This window comes from Nonomuraea sp. C10 (assembly GCF_008017515.1).
GTDB lineage: Bacteria > Actinomycetota > Actinomycetes > Streptosporangiales > Streptosporangiaceae > Nonomuraea > Nonomuraea ferruginea.
The window spans coordinates 3,079,925-3,096,601 of the sequence record NZ_VPFF01000001.1 but is presented as its reverse complement, the minus strand read 5'-3'; the positions used below and the strand labels follow the sequence as shown (position 1 = coordinate 3,096,601).

Genomic DNA, 16,677 nt, shown 5'->3' with positions numbered 1-16,677 from the left:
CATGGACACGCATCTGGAGAAGCTCCGCACGGCCCTGACCAGGGTCGACGACCACGCCACCACGATCCGCGCCTGGGGCGGCAAGCTCGGGGGCGTGCTCGCGGCCGGGGGCAGGCTGCTGGCGTGCGGCAACGGCGGGTCGGCGGCCGAGGCCCAGCACCTGACGGCCGAGCTGGTCGGGCGGTTCCGCGCCGACCGGTCGCCGTACGCGGCGATCCCGCTGCACGCCGACACCTCGTCGCTCACCGCGATCGCCAACGACTTCGGCGCGGACGAGATCTACGCCCGCCAGGTGCACGCGCACGGCCGTCCGGGCGACGTGCTGATCTGCCTGTCGACCAGTGGCCGCAGCGCCAACGTGCTGGCCGCGGCGCGGGCCGCCCAGGAGCGCGGAATCCTGTCGTGGGCGCTGACCGGGCCCGCGCCGAACCCGCTCGCCGACCTGTGCGACGACGCGGTCGCCGTGCCCGCCGACGAGACGGCCACGGTGCAGGAGGTGCACCTCGCCATGATCCACATGCTCTGCGACGCGGCCGAGGAGGCCCTGTGACGGATCCGCGGCGGGACCGGGACGTCCATCGCGGTCCCCCGCCGCCGGGTCCGCTGGTCGTGATCGGCGACACGCTGCTGGACGTGGACGTCGACGGCGAAGCCGTGCGGCTCTGCCCGGACGCGCCGGTGCCGGTGGTCGACGTGACGGCCGAGCACGCCCGTCCCGGCGGGGCGGGGCTGGCGGCGCTGCTCGCCGCCCGTGACGGCGCCGACGTGGTGCTGATCACCGCGATCGGCGACGACCCCGCGGGGCGCCGCCTGTGCGGGCTGCTGTCGGCCGAACTGGAGCTGGTACGCCTCCCGCTGCGGGGCGAGACCGTACGCAAGACCCGCGTACGAGCCGGAGGCCAGACACTCCTGCGCCTGGACACCGGCGACGGAACCGCCCCACCCTTCCCAGAAGCGCCCACGACCGGACCCGCCCACCAGGACGAACCGCAAGAAGCCCCCGAGACCAGGGACCCGCACTCTGACCACTTCGACCACCACGCCCTGCCCACCGAAGACCACACCCAAGACACGGACAGCCACACAATCGCCGCAGGCGAATATCCGCAGCACGCGAACGTGACCACCTCCGACCCGCACAAGCCGGAACCGAACCCAACCGCCGCTAACGGAAACGCCCGCGACGCGGACGTGACCGCCGCAGGCGGAAACACAACCACCGACCCACACACCCCGGAGCCGGACCCAATTCTCGCGAAGGGAAACGCCCGCGACGCAGACGTGATCGTCACAGGCGGAAACACGACCGCCGACCGACACACCCGGGAAGGGGGCCCAACCGCCACCAACAGAAGCGTGCGCGACACCGAACTGACCGCCGCAAGCGGAAGCGCGAGTGCCGCCAACCCACACACGCCGGGACCAGACCCAACCCTCGCGAACGGAAACACGCCCAACGCGGACATGACCGCCGCAAGAGGAAGCGCGAGTGCCGCCAACCCACACACGCCGGAATCGGACCCAACCGCCGCTAGGGGAAACACGCGCGACTCAGACGTGACCGCCGCAGGCGGAAGCGTCAGTGGTGCCGAACGACACATGTGGGAGTTGGGGCCGGATGCCGGTGTCCAGGACGTGACGGCCGAGGGCGTGGATACGGCCGTCGTGGGGGGACATTTGGCCGCTGGGGATGGGTATGCGCGGGCGGTTGAGGTGGTTGCCGGGGCGGGGGCGGTGCTGGTGGCGGATTACGGCCGGGGGGTGGCGGCGGTGGCGCGGGAGTTGTTGCGCGGCTGTGCGGCGCCTGTGGTGTGGGATCCGCACCCGAGAGGCGTAAGGCCGCCCCGGGGATGCGCGCTGATCACGCCGAGCGAGGCCGAGGCCAGGTTGCTGTGCCCGGGCGAGTTCCCGGGCGCCGACCGGGCGGCACGCGCCATCCGGGAGGAGCTGGACGCCGGCGCGGTCGTGGTCACCCGGGGCGCCGGGGGCGCGTCCCTGGCGCTGGCCGACGGCACGATGCTCAAGATCCCGGCGCCGGTCCGGGCGAGCGGCCAGGACCCGTGCGGCGCGGGAGACAGGCTGGCCGGGGCCGCGGCGCTCGCGATGCGGGCCGGGGCCGGCGTGGCGGAGGCGGTGATCACGGGCGTCGGCGAGGCCTCGCGGTTCGTCGCCGGCGGCGGCGCGGCCGCCGTCCGCGTCCAGGAGCAGGAGCTGGGCGACCGGCCGCGCACCGCCGTCGAGGTGGCCGAGCTGGTCCGGGCGTCCGGCGGCCGGCTGATCGCCACCGGCGGCTGCTTCGACCTGCTGCACGCCGGGCACGTCAGCCTGCTGCGGCGGGCCCGCGCGCTCGGCGACGCGCTGGTCGTGTGCGTCAACTCCGACGAGTCCGTGCGCAGGCTCAAGGGCCCGTCGCGCCCGATCGTGGACGTGACCGACCGGGTCGAGGTCCTGCGCGCGCTGAGCTGCGTGGACGCGGTGCTGGTGTTCGACGAGGGCACCCCGGTCCGCGCGATCGAGCTGCTCCGCCCTGACGTGTGGGTGAAGGGCGGCGACTACGAGGGCGGCACGCTGCCCGAATCCGAGGTCCTGGCCGGCATCGGCGCCGAGACGGTGGTGCTGGACCTGCTGCCGGGACGTTCGACAACCAATCTGATCAAGGAGATCCGATGAACGTACTGATCACGGGGGGCGCCTCGGGCCTCGGCCTGGCCACCGCGGAAGCGGTCGAGAAGGAGGGCTGGCGATCGTTCGTCGTCGACGTCCGCGAGCCGAGCCAGCGCTTCGAGCACACCACCGCGGACCTGGCCGATCGGGAGCAGGCCGAGCGCGCGGTCCGCGAGCTGGCCGAGCGGGCCGGCGGGCTGGACGCGGTCGTCACCGCGGCCGGCATCGACCGGTGCGGGCGGCTGGAGGACGTGCCCGCCGACGACTGGGAGCAGGTGGTCAAGGTCAACCTGCTCGGCACGGCCTCCGTCGTGCGGGCCGCGCTCCCGTACCTGAAGAGGTCGCGCGGCCGGATCGTCACCTGCGCGTCCACGCTCGGGCTGCGCCCGCTGAGCGACGCCTCGGCCTACAGCGCGTCGAAGTTCGGCGTGGTCGGGCTGACCCGGGCGCTGGCGGTCGAGCTGCGCGGCGAGGTGGGGGTCACCCTGCTGGTGCCGGGCGGCATGCGGACGGGCTTCTTCGACGGCCGGCCCGAGCAGTACAAGCCCGGCCCGGAGGCGGGGCTGAACGACCCCGCGGACGTCGCCCAGGCGATCGTGTTCGCGCTGGGCAGGCCGGTCGGCTGCGAGATCAGGGAACTCGTCGTCTGCCCGGACACGGAGACATCATGGCCCTAGAACTCCTGGTGCTGCGCGGGCTGGGGCTGGGCGACCTGCTCACCGCCGTGCCCGCGCTGCGCGCGCTGCGCCAGGCGCATCCGGAGCACCGGATCACGCTCGCCACCCCGTCCTATCTCGGCCCGCTGCTGCCGCTCACCGGCGCGGTGGACGAACAGATCGACGTGTCCGGGCCCGGCCCGGTGCCGTTCGAGCGGCCGGACCTGGCGGTCAACCTGCACGGCCGGGGCCCGCAGAGCATCGAGGCGCTGCGCCGTACCGAGCCGGGACGGCTGATCAGTTACGAGACCGGCCCGCCGTGGCAGGACGGCGTGCACGAGGTGCGGCGCTGGTGCGACCTGCTGAGGTGGTACGGCATCCCGGCCGACCCGCAGGACCTGACGCTCGGCGTCTCCGACCGTACGGGGCCGGCGATCGTGCATCCCGGCGCCGCCTACCCGGCCAGGCGCTGGCCGCCGGAGCGGTTCGCGAAGGTGGCGGCGCTGCTGGACGACGACGTGGTCGTCACCGGCAGCGCCGAGGAGGCCGGGCTGGCCAGGAGGGTGGCCGAGCTGGCCGGGCTGCCGGCGGATCGGGTGCTCGCCGGCCGCACCGACCTGGCCGAGCTGATCGAGCTGGTGAGCAGGGCGCGCCTGGTGGTGTGCGGCGACACCGGCGTGGGCCATCTGGCGACCGCGTTCTGCGTGCCGTCGGTGGTGCTGTTCGGGCCGGTCTCCCCGGCGCAGTGGGGGCCGCCGCCCGGGTGGCGGCACGTGGCGCTGTGGGCGGGCAGCCGGGGGGACCCGCACGGCGACCAGCCGGACCCGGGCCTGCTGAAGATCGAGGTATCCGAGGTCGTCGACGCCGCGATGGAGGTCACGTCATGAGGGCGCTGGTCACCGGAGGAGCCGGGTTCCTCGGCTCCCACCTGTGTGAGCGGCTGCTGGACCGGGGGGCTGACGTGGTGTGCATGGACAGCTTCCTCACCGGCGGGCCGCGCAACGTGGAACACCTGGTCGACCGTCCGTCGTTCCGCATCGTCGAGTGCGACCTGACCGGCTACGTGCACGTCGCCGGTCACGTGGATCTGGTGCTGCACTTCGCCTCGGCCGCCTCGCCGGCCGACTACCTGCGCTACCCGATCGAGACGCTGCGCGTCGGCAGCGTCGGCACGCTGCACGCGCTCGGGCTGGCCAGGGAGAAGGGGGCCAGGTTCGTGCTGGCGTCCACCAGCGAGGTGTACGGCGACCCGCTGGAGCACCCGCAGCGCGAGACGTACTGGGGGAACGTCAACCCGGTGGGGCCGCGCAGCGTCTACGACGAGGCCAAGCGCTTCGCCGAGTCGCTGACCACGGCCTACCGCGACTCGCGCGGCACCGACACCGGCATCGTGCGGATCTTCAACACGTACGGTCCGCGCATGCGGCCGTTCGACGGCCGTGCCATCCCGACGTTCATCCGGCAGGCGCTGACCGGCGAGCCGATCACCATCACCGGCGACGGCTCGCAGACCCGGTCGATCTGCTACGTGGACGACACGGTGTCGGGCGTGCTGGCCATGGCCGAGAGCGACTTCGACGGCCCGGTGAACCTCGGCAACCCGGACGAGCTGACCATGCTCGACCTGGCCACCATGATCAAGGAGCTGACCGGGTCGGCGTCGCCGATCGAGTTCGTCGAGCGGCCGGAGGACGACCCGAAGGTGCGCCGGCCGGACACCACGCTGGCCGCCGAGCGGCTCGGATGGACGGCGAAGGTGCCGGCCGGTGAAGGGCTGCGGCGCACCATCGAGTGGTTCGCCCGCGAGCTGGACGGTCACCGGCCGGCCCGGATGACGGTCTAGAGCGCCACGCCGAGCAGGGCGTCGGCCAGGTCGCGGACCAGGGCCGGCGCCGCCCGGTCGCTCCCGCCGCCGTCGAGTGCCTCGCCGGCCCACCGGTCGACGGCGGCCACGGCGCCGGGGGCGTCGAGGTCGTCGGCGAGCCGGTCGCGCACCTCGGCCAGCAACGCCTCCGCGGGCGGCCCGGCGGTCACGGCCACGGCGGAGCGCCAGCGCTCCAGCCTGGCCTCGGCGTCGGCGAGCAGGTCAGGGGTGTAGTCCCAGTCGGCGCGGTAGTGCCTGCACAGCAGGACGAGCCGGACCGCCATCGGGTCGTGCTCGGCCCGCAGCTTGGAGACGAACACCAGGTTGCCCTGGGACTTGGACATCTTCTCGCCGTCGAGGCCGACCATGCCGGCGTGCGTGTAGAAGCGGGCAAACGGCCACTCGCCGGCGGCCGCGTACCCCTCGGAGGCGCCGCACTCGTGGTGCGGGAAGATCAGGTCGGAGCCGCCGCCGGCCACGTCGAAGCCGGAGCCGAGGTTGTCGAGGGCGATCGCGGTGCACTCGACGTGCCAGCCGGGCCTGCCGCGGCCCAGCCGCGAGTCCCAGGCGGGCTCGCCGGGCCGCTCGGCCCGCCACAGCAGCCAGTCGAGCGGGTCTCGCTTGCCGGGCCGCTGCGGGTCGCCGCCCCGCTCGGCGGACAGCTCCAGCATCCGCTCCCGCGAGTAGCCGGAGACCTCGCCGTAGCGGGGGGCGGCGGCCGCGTCGAAGTAGACGTCGCCGTCGAGGGTGTAGGTGACGCCGCGCTCGGCCAGCTCGCCGATCAGCTCCGCCACCCGGCCGACGACCTCGGTGACGGCGACGTACTCGCGGGGCGGCAGGATGCGCAGCGCCTCCATGTCGGCGCGGAACAGGTCGATCTCGCGCTCGGCCAGGCTCTGCCAGTCGACGCCGGTCTGCTCGGCCCGCTCCAGCAGCGGGTCGTCGACGTCGGTGGCGTTCTGCGTGTAGTGCACGGTGTGGCCGGCGTCGCGCCACATCCGGCCGACCAGGTCGAAGGCGAGGTAGGTGTTGGCGTGGCCGAGGTGGGTGGCGTCGTAGGGGGTGATGCCGCAGACGTACATCCTCGCGGTCGGCCCGGGATCGGTCTGCCGGACCTGCCGGGACGCGGTGTCGTAGAGCCGCAGGGGGACGCTCGCGCCGGGGAGCCTGGGAACGTTGGGGGCGGACCACGATTTCATGTCTTCGAGCCTATCCGTGCTGATCAGCGGTCATGTCGGTGAACTCGTACGTCACGCCGTCCGGCGCCAGCGTCAGGAGGGTGACGCTGAGGGAGGCGAAGACGCGGCCGTCGGGCAGCTCGTGCCGGACGATCAGCGCGTCGGGGGCGTCGGAGGGCGGGTCGCGGAGCGGCTCGTGCCAGTCGGCGTCGCCGGCGAACCTCGGCAGGTTGGTGGTGACGCGCTCGTGGCCGGGGTCGAGCCCGGTGTTGACGATCACGCTGGTGCCGTCGGGCAGCTCGGCGGCTTCCAGCCGGTGCCCGTCCCAGCTGAAGACGCGGGCCCCGGACAGGCCGGCGAGCACCAGGTGGAACGGGTCGTAGCGGGTCAGGTCGACGTCCGGCATCTCGCCGGAGGAGACCGCGAGCAGCGGCAGGTCGCCGCGAGAGAGCTTGCTGATCTCGGGGGCGGGCAGCCCGCGGCCGTTCAGCAGGGCGGCGGCGCGGCGGGCCTGCCGGTCGACCGCGAGCCAGGTGCCGCCCGCCTTGAGGTCGCGCCCGCCGACGACACCGGGATGGTCGGGCCAGTGTTCGGCCGGGCCTTCCCACGGGCGGTCGGCGAACTCGTCCCTGATGCCCATCAGGGTCAGGGGCCGACCCGTTCTCACGATCACCGTGCACATGCGGCAAAGCGTACAAAACTGCTCTAGATGGGCGGCCAGGGGATGGCAGGCCAGCCCTCGAAGGGATACGGGTGCACGCCGGTGTCGAGCAGCCGCCGCACCCGCTTCCAGGTCGCCTCGACCTCGGCCGTCGTCAGCAGGTCGCGCAGCTTGCGGCCCAGCGAACCGGAGTCGAGGTCGCGCTCCAGCTTGGCCAGCACGCCCACCGCCTCGCGCGACAGCGGCTTGCCCCGCCACTGCCACAGGACCGTGCGGAGCTTGTCCTCCACCGCGAAGCAGACGCCGTGGTCGACCCCGTAGACGTGGCCGGTCGGCAGCGGCAGCAGATGGCCGCCCTTGCGGTCGGCGTTGTTGACCACCGCGTCGAAGATCGCCATCCGGCGCACCACCGGGTTGCGGCTGCGCACCAGCCGCATCAGGTCGATCTCGCGTTCGGTGTCGATCCACAGCTGGCACATGCCGGGCCCGAACGGCCCCTCGCGGTAGACCGTGGGCGGCACGATGTGCCAGCCGGTCGCCTGGGAGACCTCGTAGGCGGCGACCTCGCGGGCGGCGAGGGTGCCGTCGGGGAAGTCCCACAGCGGGCGCTCGCCGCGTACCGGCTTGTAGACGCACGCGACCGCGCGCTCGCCCAGCCTGACCGTGCAGTAGAGGGTCATGTTGGTGGCTTCGACGAGGCGCCCGGCCATCTCCAGGCGGCCGTCACGGAGCAGCTTGAGCGTCTCCTCCTCGTCCATGGCCGAGGGGAGGGCAGGCCTGACGGCGGGCTCGCTCTCCGGAGCGGTCATGAAGCCGCCTCACCTCCGCGGTAGCCGTTGAGACGTACGCACACGTGCCCCTCGGCGTCGAGCGGCTGCCCGCAGAGCGGGCAAGGCGGGCGGCCCGCCGCGACGATGTCCAGCGCCCGCCGGGTGAAGGCCCTGGCGGCGCCGGCGCTGATGCGGACCCGCAGCACCGCGGGCTCGGGCGCCCCGAGGTCTTCCTCGTCGACCATCTCCTGGGCCTCGATGACCACCTGCGACCTCTCGGGGTCCCACGCCAGCGCCATCGTGCCGACCCGGAAGTCCTCGGCGACCGGGACGTCGAGCGGGCCCTCGTCGGCCAGCTCGGCGGGGGCGATGGCGGGCACCTGGGCGGCGCCTCCGCTGCGCCGCAGCACCTCGTCGAGCAGCTCTTCGAGCCTGCCGGCGAGCGCGGCCACCTGCAGTTTCTCCAGCGCGACCGTGGTCAGTCTGCCCTCGGCCCTGGCCTGGAGGAAGAAGGCGCGCGCGCCCGGCTGGCCGAGGGCGCCCGCCACGAACCTCTCCGGCGGGTCGTAGTCGAAGACCGGCATAGCCTGACCTTACGTGGTCCCGGGCCCGCCGCCGACGGCGGCATCGCTCCCGGTGGAGTTTTCTCCCCCGTCTTTCTCCTCCGAATCCTCAGAAAGCTTCAATTCCCCCATATCGTTAAGTTTGAGAACAAAGGGACGCAAGGGTGCATAGCGAATAACGGTGAGAGCGGCCGGATCAGCGGTTATCCGCTGAAACTGATCGAGGTGGAGCCCCAGAGCGTCCGCGACGATCGCCTTGATCACGTCTCCGTGACTGCACGCCAGGTAGACAGCCTTCTCCCCCAGACGTCGATTCCAGCCCCGGATGGCGGCGACGGCGCGGTGTTGCATGGCGGTCATCGCCTCCCCGCCGGGGAAGACCGCCGCGCTCGGGTGGGCCTGCACCACCGGCCAGAGCGGATCCTTGGCCAGCTCCTTCAGCTCGCGCCCGGTCCAGTCGCCGTAGTCGCACTCCAGCAGCCGCTCGTCGGTCTCGACGGGCAGGCCGCGGCCCGCGGCGACGGCCTCGGCGGTCTCGCGGCAGCGCTCCAGCGGGCTGGAGACGATGGCGTCGAGGCGGACGCCGGCGATCCGCTCGGCCAGCGCGGCGGCCTGCGCCCGGCCGGCGTCGCTGAGGTGAACTCCAGGTGTGCGGCCGGCCAGGACCGGCCCGGTCAGATCGGTCAGCCCGTGACGGGCCAATAGCAGCGTCGTCATCCACCCAAGTGTCGCAGGCGTCTGTCGCGGTGTTTCACGGCCCCGAGCGGTAATCTGGCGGGATCATGGAGCAGCGTTATGTCGGCCGCAGCGGCCTGTCGGTGTCCCGGCTGGGCCTCGGCACGATGACGTGGGGGCGTGACACCGACGCCGACGACGCGGCGGCCCAGCTCGGGATGTTCCTCGACGCGGGCGGCACCCTCGTCGACACGGCCGACGTCTACACCGGCGGCGACGCCGAGCGGGTGCTCGGCCGACTGCTGCGCGACCAGGTGCCGCGCGAGGAGCTGGTGATCTCCACCAAGGCCGTGGTGACGCCGATGGGCCACCGGCAGCGCGACGCCTCCCGGCGCCACCTGATCGCCGCGGTCGACGCCTCGCTGAGCCGGCTCGGGGTCGACTACGTCGACCTGTGGCAGCTGCACACCTACGACGCCGAGGTCCCGCTCGACGAGACGCTGGCCGCGGTCGACACCATCGTCTCCTCCGGCCGGGCGCTCTACGCGGGCGTGTGCGACTACACCGGCTGGCAGCTCGCCGCGGCCTCGGTGACGCAGCGGGTGATCCCGGGCCGGGCGCCGATCACCTCGGTGCAGACCGAATACTCCCTGCTGGCCCGCGACGCGGAGCGCGAGCTGTTGCCTGCCGCCCACCACATGGGCGTGGGCGTGCTGGCCTGGTCGCCGCTGGGCCGCGGGGTGCTGACCGGCAAGTACCGCACCGGCATCCCCGCCGACTCGCGGGCCGCCACCCCTCACTTCGCCGACTTCGTCCGCCCGTACCTCGACGACAGGAGCCGCAGCGTGGTCGAGTCCGTCGTGACGGCGGCCGAAGGGCTGGGCGTCTCGGCGACGGCGGTGGCGCTGTCGTGGGTCCGCGACCAGCCGGGGGTCGCCTCGGCGATCGTCGGCGCCCGCACGCTCGCGCAGCTCAAAGGCACGCTGCTCGCAGAAGACCTGGAGCTCCCGATCGAGATCCGAGAGGCCCTTGATGACGTCTCGTCCCCCGAATGACGAACGAGAGCCTCGCTCGCGTGTTACTAGTCGATACCGAATCGCAACTTTACCCCGAAAAACCCTGCGTCGTCTGGCCTGTGTCCATAAGGATTTTCCTCGGAAGCGACGCGGGAGGGGACGGATGGGGAGCAGAACCGCGATCTCGGCTGGGATCCTCGCGGTGTCGATGGTGACGCTTCCCGTCGCCGCCGCCGCCCCGGCGGGGGCCCAGGTCCTCGACTGCGAGCACGGCGGGGGCGGCCTGCTCTCGGGCCTGACCGACGGCCTGTGCGACACCGTGGGCGCCGTGACCGGCACGGTCGACAAGCTGACCGGCGGGCTCACCGAACCTCTCACCGAAGGACTCGGCAAGACCACCGACAAGGTGCTCGGCACCGTCGGCGAGGCCGTGCCGACCGCCGCGCCGCGTTCGTCGGCCGAGCCTTCCGCCGACGCCAAGCCCTCCGCCAAGCCCAAGAAGACCCTGCTGCCCGAGCCGCTCAGCGACGTCTGCCTGCCGGGGCTGGCCTGCGAGGGCGAGGGCCTGCTGGAGGAGACGCTCCGCCCCACGCCCGAGACCACCGGCCGTACGACGGCCGAGCCCGAGCCCGAGCGGGAGCGCGAGGAGCGCCGCCGCGACCCGGCCGACCGGGACCGCGAGGACGACCGGGAGGAGGCGGACGCGGCGCCCACCACCTGGCCGACGCAGCCGCCCGCCCGCGAGACGCACTCCGTCGACGGCAGCGAGGAGCCGGTCACCGACGACCCGGCGGCCGACCCCGAAGACCTGCGCATCGACCTGCTGTGGCCGGATCCGTTCACCGACAAGCTGCCCCTTCAGGTGGGCAGGGAGCCGGTGGTGCGGCCGGTGGCGAAGGCCTCCGACGTGGTGGGCACCACGCTGACCGTGGTGCTGCTCGCCACGGCGGTCCTGGCCAGCCGCGTGGTGCAGCAGCGCAGGCGCCGGAGCGAGCAGCACGAGTCGATCCCGTTCGAGCCGGCGGGGCGGCACCGGCTCGCCTGAGGGTCAGCCGCCGATCGCGTGGACGCCGCCGTCGACGTGCACGATCTCGCCGGTGGTGGCCGGGAACCAGTCGGACATCAGCGCCACGCAGGCACGGGCGGCCGGCACCGTGTCGGCGAGGTCCCAGCCGAGCGGGGCCCTGTCGGGCCAGCTGTCCTCGAACTCCTTGAAGCCCGGGATCGACTTGGCGGCCATGGTGCGCAGCGGCCCGGCGGCCACGAGGTTGACGCGGATGCCGTGCTTGCCGAGGTCGCGGGCGAGGTAGCGGTTGCACGACTCGAGGCCGGCCTTGGCCACGCCCATCCAGTCGTAGACCGGCCAGGCCTTGGTGGCGTCGAAGTCGAGGCCGACGACCGCGCCGCCGTCCTTCATGAGCGGCAGGCAGGCCACCGCGAGCGCCTTGTAGGAGTAGGTCGACACGTGCAGGGCGGTGGCGACGTCCTCCCACGAGGTGTTGAGGAAGTTGCCGCCGAGCGCCGTCTGCGGGGCGAAGCCGATGGAGTGGACCACCCCGTCGAGGCCCTCGACGTGCTCGCCCACCCGGGCGGCGAGCGTGTCGAGGTGGTCGGTGTCCTGCACGTCGAGCTCCAGGACCGGAGCGGGATCGGGCAGCCGCTTGGCGATCCGCTCGACCAGGCTCAGCCGGCCGAACCCGGTGAGGACGACGGTCGCGCCCTCCTCCTGCGCCAGCTTGGCGACCGAGAACGCGATGGACGCGTCGGTCAGCACGCCCGTCACGAGGATCCGCTTGCCTTCGAGTATGCCCACGTCAGTGCCCCATTCCCAGACCGCCGTCGACGGGGATCACGGCCCCGGTGATGTAGGAGGCGTCGTCGCTCGCCACGAAGCGGACGACGCGCGCGACCTCCTCGGGAGACGCCTGGCGCCCGAGGGGGATGTTCTTGACGATCGCCTCGGTGTCGAGCTCGGCCGTCATGTCGGTGGCCACGAACCCGGGCGAGACCACGTTGACCGTGATGCCGCGCGAGCCGTACTCGCGGGCCATGGAGCGGGCGAAGCCGATCAGACCGGCCTTGGAGGCGGCGTAGTTGGTCTGGCCGGCCTGGCCGAGCAGGCCGATCACGGAGGAGACGAGGATGACGCGGCCGCGCTTGAGCCGCATCATGGGCCGGATGGCCCGCTTGGCGACGCGGTAGGCGCCGGTGAGGTTGGCGTCGATGACGTCGGTGAAGGTCTCCTCCTTCATCATCGCCAGCAGGGTGTCCTTGGTGATGCCGGCGTTGGAGACGAGGACCTCGACCGGGCCCTGCTCCGCCTCGACCTTGTCGAAGGCGGCCTCGACCTCGGCCATGCTGGTCACGTCGCACCGGACCCCGAACAGCCCTTCCGGCGGCTCCCCCGAGCGGTAGGTGACGGCGACGGCGTCGCCGGCGGCGGCGAGTTCACGGGCGATCGCGAGGCCTATGCCGCGATTGCCTCCGGTGACGAGTACAGAGCGTGCCATGACACCAGACGCTATCGGCTACCCGCCGGTACCCGCTTATCCGGGGGACACAAGATCACGGGGTTAGGATCGTGGACATGCGCCAGATCGACTCCGATTTCCTCGCGCTGCCGCTGCGGCGGCTCGCGGACGCCGCCCTGCAGCGCGCCCGCGACCTGGGCGCCGAACACGCCGACTTCCGGCTGGAACGCGTCCGCGCCGAGACGCTCAGCCTCTACGACGCCCGCCTCGAAGGCGCCTCCGACGCGGACGACCTGGGCTACGCCGTCCGCGTGGTGAAGGGCGGCACCTGGGGCTTCGCCGCCGGGATCGAGCTGACGCCGGAGGCCGCGGCGCTGGTGGCCGAGCAGGCGGTCCGGGTGGCGCAGGTGAGCGCGCCGATCAACCGCGAGCCGATCGAGCTGGCGCCCGAGCCGGTGCACGCCGACGCCACGTGGGTGTCGTCCTACGAGGTCGACCCGTTCGAGGTGCCGCAGGCCGACAAGGTGGCGCTGCTGGCCGACTGGTCGGCGGGGCTGCTCAAGGGCGCCGACCACGTCTCGGCCCGGCTGCTGCAGGTCAAGGAGCAGAAGTTCTACGCCGACACGGCCGGCACCACGACCACGCAGCAGCGGGTGCGGATCCATCCGAGCCTGAACGCGATGAAGGCGTCGGAGTCCGGCTTCGACGACATGTCCACGATCGCGCCCCCGGTGGGCCGCGGCTACGAGTACCTCACCGGCACGGGGTGGGACTGGCGGACGGAGCTGGAGGCGCTGCCGCTGCACCTGGCGGAGAAGCTGGCGGCGCCGTCGGTCGAGGCCGGCGACTACGACCTGGTGGTCGACCCGTCCAACCTGTGGCTGACCATCCACGAGTCGATCGGCCACGCCACCGAGCTCGACCGGGCGCTCGGCTACGAGGCCGCCTACGCCGGCACCAGCTTCGCCACCTTCGACCAGCTCGGCGAGCTGGTGTACGGGTCGCCGTCGATGAACGTCACCGGCGACCGCACGGTCGAGCACGGGCTGGCCACCGTCGGCTACGACGACGAGGGCGTGCTGGGGCAGAGCTTCGACATCGTCCGCGACGGCGTCCTGGTCGGTTACCAGCTCGACCGGCGGATGGCGCTGATGAAGGGGCTCGGCCGGTCCAACGGGTGCGCGTTCGCCGACTCGCCCGGCCACACCCCGATCCAGCGGATGGCCAACGTGTCGCTCCAGCCCGCGCCCGGCGGCCCCGACACCGAGGAGCTGATCGCCGGCGTGGAGCGCGGGCTGTTCATCGTCGGCGACAAGAGCTGGTCGATCGACATGCAGCGCTACAACTTCCAGTTCACTGGTCAGCGCGCGTACCGGATCTCCCACGGGAAGCTGGCCGGGCAGGTCCGCGACTTCGCCTACCAGGCCACCACGACCGACTTCTGGCAGTCGATGGAAGCCGTCGGCGGGCCCCGGACCTACGTGCTGGGCGGCGCGTTCAACTGCGGCAAGGGCCAGCCGGGGCAGGTCGCGCCGGTGAGCCACGGCTGCCCGTCGGCGCTGTTCAGGAACGTCCGGATACTCAACACCGTTCAGGAGGGCGGAAAGTGACTCCCCAGCAGATGGTGGAGAAGGCGCTGGAGCTCTCCACGGCCGACGGGTGCGTGGTGCTGGCCGACGAGCAGTCCACGGCCAACCTGCGTTTCGCCGGCAACACGCTGACCACCAACGGGGTGGCGCGCTCCAGCCGGCTCACGGTGATCTCGGTGGCCGGGCAGGGCGTCGGCGTGGTGTCGCGCGCCGCCGTCCGCCCTGACCAGCTCGCCGACGTGGTGGCCGCCGCCGACGCGGCGGCGCGCGACGCGCGGCCCGCCGAGGACGCCCGCGAGCTGGTGTCCGGGGTGCCCGCCAGCCCGTCCTGGGACGAGCCGGTGCCGCCGACCGGCATCGACGTGTTCGCGGACTTCGCGCCCGCGCTCGGCGAGGCGTTCTCGGCCGCCGCGTCGGGCGGCAGGAAGCTGTACGGGTTCGCCGAGCACACGCTCACCTCGACCTTCCTCGGCAGCTCCGCTGGGCTGCGGCTGCGCCACGACCAGCCGACCGGCAGGCTGGAGCTCAACGCCAAGTCCGAGGACCTCAAGCGCTCGGCGTGGACCGGCGTGGCCACCCGCGACTTCACCGACGTGGACGTCGCCGCCCTCGACTCCGGGCTGGCGCGGCGGCTCGACTGGGCCAAGACGCGGGTCGACCTGCCCGCGGGCCGCTACGAGACGCTGCTGCCGCCGACGGCGGTGGCCGACCTGATGGTCTACCTCTTCTGGTCCGCGGGCGCCAGGGACGCCGTGGACGGCCGCTCGGTGTTCGCCAGGCCGGGCGGCGGCACCAGGGTGGGCGAGCAGCTCGCCACGGTGCCCGTGACGCTCTCCAGCGACCCCGCGGCCGACGGCATCGCCTGCTCGCCGTTCGTGACGGCGCACTCCTCCGGCCGGCAGAGCTCGGTGTTCGACAACGGGCTGCCGCTGTCGTCCACCGACTGGATCCGTGAGGGGCGGCTGGAGGCGCTGCTGCAGACCCGCTACTCGGCCGAGCTGAGCGGGCTGCCGGTGACGCCCGCCATCGACAACCTGATCATGAAGGGCCCCGGGGAGGGCCGCTCGCTGGACGACATGATCGCCTCCACCAAGCACGGGCTGCTGCTGACCTGCCTGTGGTACATCCGCGAGGTCGACCCGCAGACGCTGCTGCTGACCGGGCTCACCCGCGACGGCGTCTACCTGGTCGAGCACGGCGAGGTGGTGGGCGAGGTCAACAACTTCCGGTTCAACGAGAGCCCGGTCGACCTGCTGGGCCGGCTGAGCGAGGTGGGCGGCGCCCGGCAGACGCTGGCGCGTGAGTGGGGCGACTACTTCACCCGCACCGTCATGCCCGCCGTGCGGGTGCCGGACTTCAACATGTCGACGGTCAGCCAGGCGAGCTGATCGCCAGCTCGTGCACCCTGCTCCACCGCTGCCCGGTGACCAGCCGGGCGGTGAGGTCGTCCAGGTCGTAGACGATCGACCAGCGGGTGTGCGGCTGCGCCACCCGGCGCAGCAGGTCGAGGGCGTCGGCGCCGGTGCCGGTGCCCTTGGCCAGGGCGCCGTAGCGGGCGTCCGACAGCCGGTCGGCCGGGCTGGTGCCGGCCATGGTGATGTTGGTGAGGATCCGGTCGTCGACGACGTGCAGTTCGCCGCCGCCGTACTCGGCGACGACGGCGCGGCCGGTCCGGTCGGCGATCAGGTAGTGCACCTGCGGCCCGCCGGTGAACTCGACGTCGTAGCGGCGCATCAGCGCGATCGCCTCGTCCACGGTGGCGGCCCGGTCGAGCATCAGCCGGATGATGCGCGTGGTGCCCACCAGCGCGCGGCCCGGCGTCCGTTCGGGCAGCTCGGCGTCGGGCGTCTGGGCCAGGCCGACGGCCAGGCCCTTCTCGTTCATGCCGTCGAACGGCAGCAGCACCGCGTGGCCGAGCCGCCGCCGGTGCCCCGGGTCCGTCAGGTCCGGCCCGCCGCCGTCGAGCACGTACGAGACGTCGGAGACGGAGATCGAGGCGTACGCGCCGGGGGCCTTGGCGTGCACCACCATGGCGGCGTTCGGGTCCCAGTCGAAGTTGCGGGCGAACTCCGGGCCGCCGGCCGACTCGGGGCCGCGGGCGAACAGCGAGCACGCCCAGGCGCTGTCGGGGCGGGCCAGCTCCTCGTCGGTGAGCGGCGCCTCGGCGTCGTAGCCGCCGTGGTAGGTCATCTCGTACATCGGCAGGTCGTCCAGCCGCCGCAGGCTGCCCGCGGTCCGCTCGACCTGGTCCTGGTTCTGCCGTAACACCGGGCTCTCCCCCGCGGGCCGCCGCGCCGCCGGCTCCCCCGCGCACGCCACTGCGGAAGCGACGAGGAGCAGTGCCGTCAACACCCCCGCGGTACGGCTGCGCATGACCGAAGTGTGCCGTCCGCTCCCCCCATCTGTCACCCCCTACAGAGCCTCTCGTGATCGCCCGCCGCCCGGGAGAGGCATGGCTGGAGTGACCGGATCCCCCCCTGACGCCCCCGGTCGTGGAGGCGCGTGAATCCCACCCCGACGCCCGCCGTGGATGAGAGGCCGCTTCCGCCCCCTGACGCCCACCGCGGACG

17 protein-coding genes are annotated in these 16,677 nt (G+C 72.9%); 9 read left to right on the top strand and 8 right to left on the bottom strand.

What is annotated here, in order from left to right; all coding sequences use genetic code 11:
* Position 1: 1 nt before the first annotated feature.
* Genes FR742_RS14115 through FR742_RS14090 form a run of 5 tightly spaced genes read left to right on the top strand, consistent with a single transcriptional unit; the run spans position 2 to position 5,163 of the window.
* Positions 2–550 carry an SIS domain-containing protein gene (locus tag FR742_RS14115; RefSeq protein ID WP_148031393.1) on the top strand — a complete coding sequence of 183 codons (549 nt, stop codon included), beginning with the start codon at positions 2–4 and terminating at the stop codon, positions 548–550.
* Positions 547–2,670, top strand: a complete 2,124-nt coding sequence (locus FR742_RS45780) for a PfkB family carbohydrate kinase (RefSeq protein WP_261808519.1) — start codon at positions 547–549, stop codon at positions 2,668–2,670. The genes FR742_RS14115 and FR742_RS45780 overlap by 4 nt, the downstream gene beginning before the upstream one ends.
* On the top strand, positions 2,667–3,341 hold the full coding sequence (locus FR742_RS14100; protein ID WP_148031392.1) for an SDR family oxidoreductase: 675 nt from the start codon (positions 2,667–2,669) through the stop codon (positions 3,339–3,341). Before FR742_RS45780 ends, FR742_RS14100 begins: the two co-directional genes overlap by 4 nt.
* Positions 3,332–4,207 (top strand): glycosyltransferase family 9 protein, encoded by an 876-nt coding sequence (locus FR742_RS14095; protein WP_148031391.1) that lies wholly within the window; start codon positions 3,332–3,334, stop codon positions 4,205–4,207. Before FR742_RS14100 ends, FR742_RS14095 begins: the two co-directional genes overlap by 10 nt.
* Positions 4,204–5,163: a UDP-glucuronic acid decarboxylase family protein gene (locus FR742_RS14090; RefSeq protein WP_148031390.1), complete on the top strand. Its 960-nt coding sequence runs from the start codon at positions 4,204–4,206 to the stop codon at positions 5,161–5,163. The genes FR742_RS14095 and FR742_RS14090 overlap by 4 nt, the downstream gene beginning before the upstream one ends.
* Here the strand turns inward: FR742_RS14090 and mshC are convergent.
* The 5 genes from mshC to FR742_RS14065 are packed head-to-tail and all read right to left on the bottom strand — an operon-like array spanning position 5,160 to position 9,073.
* The gene (mshC, locus tag FR742_RS14085) at positions 5,160–6,383 is read right to left on the bottom strand and encodes a cysteine--1-D-myo-inosityl 2-amino-2-deoxy-alpha-D-glucopyranoside ligase (protein WP_148031389.1); all 1,224 of its coding nucleotides are present in this window, start codon (positions 6,381–6,383) and stop codon (positions 5,160–5,162) included. The genes FR742_RS14090 and mshC overlap by 4 nt on opposite strands.
* A gap of 10 nt (positions 6,384–6,393) precedes the next feature.
* Positions 6,394–7,044 carry an NRDE family protein gene (locus FR742_RS14080; protein ID WP_148031388.1) on the bottom strand — a complete coding sequence of 217 codons (651 nt, stop codon included), beginning with the start codon at positions 7,042–7,044 and terminating at the stop codon, positions 6,394–6,396.
* Positions 7,045–7,067: 23 nt separating this feature from the next.
* The gene (locus FR742_RS14075) at positions 7,068–7,832 is read right to left on the bottom strand and encodes an SCO1664 family protein (RefSeq protein ID WP_148031387.1); all 765 of its coding nucleotides are present in this window, start codon (positions 7,830–7,832) and stop codon (positions 7,068–7,070) included.
* Positions 7,829–8,377 (bottom strand): DUF3090 domain-containing protein, encoded by a 549-nt coding sequence (locus FR742_RS14070; RefSeq protein WP_148031386.1) that lies wholly within the window; start codon positions 8,375–8,377, stop codon positions 7,829–7,831. Before FR742_RS14070 ends, FR742_RS14075 begins: the two co-directional genes overlap by 4 nt.
* Before the next feature lie 9 nt (positions 8,378–8,386).
* Positions 8,387–9,073, bottom strand: a complete 687-nt coding sequence (locus tag FR742_RS14065) for a histidine phosphatase family protein (RefSeq protein ID WP_148031385.1) — start codon at positions 9,071–9,073, stop codon at positions 8,387–8,389.
* A gap of 65 nt (positions 9,074–9,138) precedes the next feature.
* Here FR742_RS14065 and FR742_RS14060 point away from each other — a divergent pair, with 65 nt between their 5' ends.
* Complete coding sequence (locus FR742_RS14060; protein ID WP_148031384.1) at positions 9,139–10,086, top strand: aldo/keto reductase; 948 nt, start codon at positions 9,139–9,141, stop codon at positions 10,084–10,086.
* 124 nt (positions 10,087–10,210) lie between these two features.
* Positions 10,211–11,092, top strand: coding sequence for a hypothetical protein (locus tag FR742_RS14055; RefSeq protein ID WP_148031383.1), 882 nt, complete (start codon positions 10,211–10,213; stop codon positions 11,090–11,092).
* 3 nt (positions 11,093–11,095) lie between these two features.
* On the opposite strand, the gene fabI is transcribed toward FR742_RS14055, so the two are convergent.
* Both fabI and fabG read right to left on the bottom strand, forming a co-directional pair.
* Positions 11,096–11,860, bottom strand: a complete 765-nt coding sequence (gene fabI / locus FR742_RS14050) for an enoyl-ACP reductase FabI (protein ID WP_148031382.1) — start codon at positions 11,858–11,860, stop codon at positions 11,096–11,098.
* Position 11,861: 1 nt separating this feature from the next.
* Complete coding sequence (fabG, locus tag FR742_RS14045; protein WP_148031381.1) at positions 11,862–12,557, bottom strand: 3-oxoacyl-ACP reductase FabG; 696 nt, start codon at positions 12,555–12,557, stop codon at positions 11,862–11,864.
* Between the two features lie 77 nt (positions 12,558–12,634).
* On the opposite strand from fabG, the gene FR742_RS14040 reads away from it, so the two are divergent.
* Together FR742_RS14040 and FR742_RS14035 are read left to right on the top strand one after the other, a co-directional pair.
* A complete protein-coding gene (locus FR742_RS14040) occupies positions 12,635–14,128 on the top strand; it encodes a TldD/PmbA family protein (protein ID WP_148031380.1) in 1,494 nt (497 codons plus the stop codon).
* Positions 14,125–15,495 (top strand): metallopeptidase TldD-related protein, encoded by a 1,371-nt coding sequence (locus FR742_RS14035; RefSeq protein ID WP_261808518.1) that lies wholly within the window; start codon positions 14,125–14,127, stop codon positions 15,493–15,495. The genes FR742_RS14040 and FR742_RS14035 overlap by 4 nt, the downstream gene beginning before the upstream one ends.
* On the opposite strand, the gene FR742_RS14030 is transcribed toward FR742_RS14035, so the two are convergent.
* Positions 15,479–16,480 (bottom strand): linear amide C-N hydrolase, encoded by a 1,002-nt coding sequence (locus FR742_RS14030; protein WP_148031379.1) that lies wholly within the window; start codon positions 16,478–16,480, stop codon positions 15,479–15,481. The genes FR742_RS14035 and FR742_RS14030 overlap by 17 nt on opposite strands.
* Between the last annotated feature and the right edge of the window lie 197 nt (positions 16,481–16,677).